General features: G+C 70.5%; 4 protein-coding genes. 3 read left to right on the top strand and 1 reads right to left on the bottom strand.

All coding sequences use genetic code 11. The features are described from left to right. Nucleotides 1–112: 112 nt before the first annotated feature. On the bottom strand, nucleotides 113–1,027 hold the full coding sequence (locus tag EK403_RS12740; protein ID WP_128777857.1) for an ABC transporter permease subunit: 915 nt from the start codon (nucleotides 1,025–1,027) through the stop codon (nucleotides 113–115). A 362-nt stretch (nucleotides 1,028–1,389) separates the two neighbouring features. Here EK403_RS12740 and EK403_RS12735 point away from each other — a divergent pair, with 362 nt between their 5' ends. From EK403_RS12735 to EK403_RS12725, 3 genes are all read left to right on the top strand, one after another. Continuing rightward, on the top strand, nucleotides 1,390–2,199 hold the full coding sequence (locus EK403_RS12735; protein WP_164919593.1) for a penicillin-binding transpeptidase domain-containing protein: 810 nt from the start codon (nucleotides 1,390–1,392) through the stop codon (nucleotides 2,197–2,199). A 75-nt stretch (nucleotides 2,200–2,274) separates the two neighbouring features. Next, nucleotides 2,275–2,595: an XdhC family protein gene (locus EK403_RS12730; RefSeq protein ID WP_128777855.1), complete on the top strand. Its 321-nt coding sequence runs from the start codon at nucleotides 2,275–2,277 to the stop codon at nucleotides 2,593–2,595. Beyond that, nucleotides 2,592–3,085 (top strand): XdhC family protein (locus EK403_RS12725; RefSeq protein ID WP_128777907.1); only part of this gene is annotated, 494 nt, incomplete at its 3' end. The genes EK403_RS12730 and EK403_RS12725, both read left to right, overlap by 4 nt.

Below are 3,085 nucleotides of genomic sequence, written 5' to 3'. Positions count from 1 at the left end.
CCTGCCCGATCCCCACCCGGCCTTGGCCTTGCGGCCAAGTCCACCCTCCCCTTCGAAAGGGGAGGGAGAACGGCGCCTGCCTTGTCGAGCGGCTGACGAATATCCATCGCCATCAGACCTTCTCGACTTCGGGGCGGCCGAGCAGGCCGGAGGGCAGGAAGATCAGCACGATGATGAGGATCGAGAACGCCGCGACGTCCTTATACTCGACCGAGAAATAGGCCGACCAGAAGGTCTCGATCAGGCCGATCAACAGGCCGCCGATCATCGCGCCGGGCAGCGAGCCGATGCCGCCGAGCACCGCGGCCGTGAAGGCTTTCACGCCGGCCACGAAGCCGATGTAGAAGTCCACGACCCCGTAATAGAGCAGGTACATGAGGCCCGCGACCGAGGCGAGGGCGGCGCCCATCACGAAGGTCAGCGAGATCGTGCGGTCGACGTCGACGCCGAGCAGCGCCGCCATCTTGCGGTCCTGCTCGCAGGCTCGCTGGGCGCGGCCGAGCGGCGTCTTGGCGACGAGGGTCGAGAAGCCCGCCATCAGCGCGATCGTGGTCACCACGATCATGATCTGCACGTAGGAGACGTTGACCACGAAGCCTTCCGCCGCGCCGAACTGGAAGCCGCCGGGCACGACCGGGGGCAGCGGCTTGAAGCGCGCGCCCTGCGCGACCTGCGCGTAGTTCTGCAGGAAGATCGACATGCCGATCGCCGAGATCAGCGGCGCGAGCCGGAACGAGCCCCTGAGCGGCCGGTAGGCGACGCGCTCGACCGTCCAGCCATAGAGCGCGGTCAGCGCCATGGCGACGATCAGAACCAGGAACAAAGCGAGGGGGACGAAGGTGATCCCAATCGCGATCAGCGCGAGGTAGACGATGAGCGCGAGGAACGCGCCGATCATGAACACGTCGCCATGGGCGAAGTTGATCATGCCGATGATGCCGTAGACCATCGTGTAGCCGATGGCGATGAGGCCGTAGATCGAGCCGAGGGTGACGCCGTTGATGAGCTGCTGGGCGAAATATTCCATCAGCCGGCGTCTCTCCCCTGGTTCCATTGCGGCGCGTCGTCCGCGACGTCGGCCGAGACGGGCGCCCGATCGCTGGGCGCGCGCGTTCGTTGAGCAGTCTTAGCAAGGCGTTCTATGTCCGACAACGCGCAGCCGGGCGTTTCGCGGACGATCGGTCGCGCGACAGGGCGGGCCCAAGAAGGTATTCGGGTCGCGGGGAGGAATGTCCCGCCGCGCCGCGCGCCGGCCACAACCTGCGCCGGAGCGCGGGGTCGGGACTTGAAATGCGTGAGTCTGCGAAAAGGTATCAAACAATTGATCCCGGCGACGGGCGCCCGCCCGGCGCGATCGCGTCGGGCGCAACGGGGAGGCGTGAAGGGGCCTTGCGGCTGCTGACAGTTCGTCCGCTGGCCTTGGCCTGCGCGCTCAGCGTCGCCTTCGCGGCGCCGCAGCGCGCCGGGGCGGAGGGGCCTGTCGATCTGCCGTCGGCCTTCGGCCGCGCCTTCGAGGGCGTGGACGCCTGCGTCGCGCTGCGCGACGTCGCGCCCGGAGCGGGCACCGCGGTGAGCGACAGGGCCGCCTGCGAGCGCCGCCTTCCGCCCTGCGCGACCTTCGAGTTTGCGGCGACCGTGATCGCCCTCGACCGCGGCGTGGTCCCGGACGCCAATGTTCCGGTGAAGCGCAACCCGCCGCTCCAGGCCGACCCGCCGGAAGGCGTCAATCTGCGCGACGCGTTCCGCAAGCCGGTGCCCTGGGTGTTCGAGGAGGTCGCGCGCCGGATCGGCTCCGAGGCCTTCACCCGGGCGCTCGCCGCCATGCGCTACGGCAACGCCGAGGTCGGCGACCGGGTCGAGCGGATCGGCCGGGGCGAGAACGCGAACGGCCTCGTTCTGAGCGCCGTCGAACAGGTCGACTTTCTCGCCCGACTGAAGCGCGGCGAACTGCCGACCTCCGCCGAGTCTCAGGCGCGCACCGTCGAGATCGCGGCGACGGAACGTCTCGGCGACTCGACGGTCGCGTGGAAGACCGGAGCTTGCGACGGCGCCGCCTGGGCGGTCGGCTGGGTGGAGCGCTCCGAGCGCAACGTCATCTTCGCCTCGGTCGCCACCGGCGTCGAGCCTTCGGCCGCCGACGTGGTGGCGCGCACCCGCAGGCTGATGAGCGAGCTCGCGCTGGTCCCGCCGGCGAAGTGACGCCTCGCTCCGCGTTGCGGAACGGGCCCGTGGCGGCTATCTGCGGGTGACCATCCACGACATGCGGCGACCGCCATGACCGCCATCTCCGACCCGCTGACGATCGCCGAGGCCTGGGCCCGCGAGGGCCGCGAAGTCGCGCTCGCGACCGTGGTGGAGACCTGGGGCTCGGCCCCGCGGCCTGCCGGCAGCCATCTCGTGATCGACCGCGACGGCGCCTTCGAGGGATCGGTTTCGGGCGGCTGCGTCGAAAGCGCGGTGGTGGCGGAGGCCGCGGACGTCATCGAGAGCGGAAATCCGCGCATGCTGGAGTTCGGCGTCGCGGACGAGACCGCTTGGCGCGTCGGGCTCTCCTGCGGCGGCCGCATCAAGGTGCTGGTCGAGAAGGTGGCATGAGGCTCGACCTGCTCCGCGGCCTCAACGCCGCGCGCGCCGAACGCCGCGCCGTCGTGGTGGCGACGGAGCTGAAGTCGGGCGCCCAACGTCTGGTCCTCGATCCGGCCGGCGACCCGCTCGCCGGCGAGATCGAGAAGGCGGTCCGGCTCGGCCGCAGCGGCGTCGTCGACACCGCCGAAGGCCCGGTGTTCCTGAACGTCCACCGCCCGTCGCCCCGCCTCGTGATCCTCGGAGCCGTCCATGTCGCGCAGGCGCTCGCGCCGATGGCGGCGGCCGCGGGCCACGCGGTGACCGTGCTCGACCCGCGCGAGGCCTTCGCCGCGCCGGAGCGCTTCCCGGGCGTCGAGGTCGTGGCCGAATGGCCAGACGTCGCGTTGCCGCGGCTCGGCCTCGATCCGTTCACGGCCTTCGCGGCCCTCACCCACGATCCCAAGATCGACGATCCGGGGCTGGTCGAGGCGCTCGCGAAAGGCTGCTTCTATGTGGGCGC

This window comes from Hansschlegelia zhihuaiae (genome assembly GCF_004103825.1).
Classification (GTDB): Bacteria; Pseudomonadota; Alphaproteobacteria; order Rhizobiales; family Methylopilaceae; genus Methylopila; species Methylopila zhihuaiae.
The sequence above is the reverse complement of the archived record's forward strand: the minus strand, read 5'-3'. Positions and strand labels throughout refer to the sequence as shown.

Excerpts from the sequence above, each read along its gene's own strand:
- EK403_RS12740 (WP_128777857.1), bottom strand. The coding sequence starts at position 1,027 with ATGGAATATTTCGCCCAGCAGCTCATCAACGGCGTCACCCTCGGCTCG.
- EK403_RS12730 (WP_128777855.1), top strand. The coding sequence starts at position 2,275 with ATGACCGCCATCTCCGACCCGCTGACGATCGCCGAGGCCTGGGCCCGC.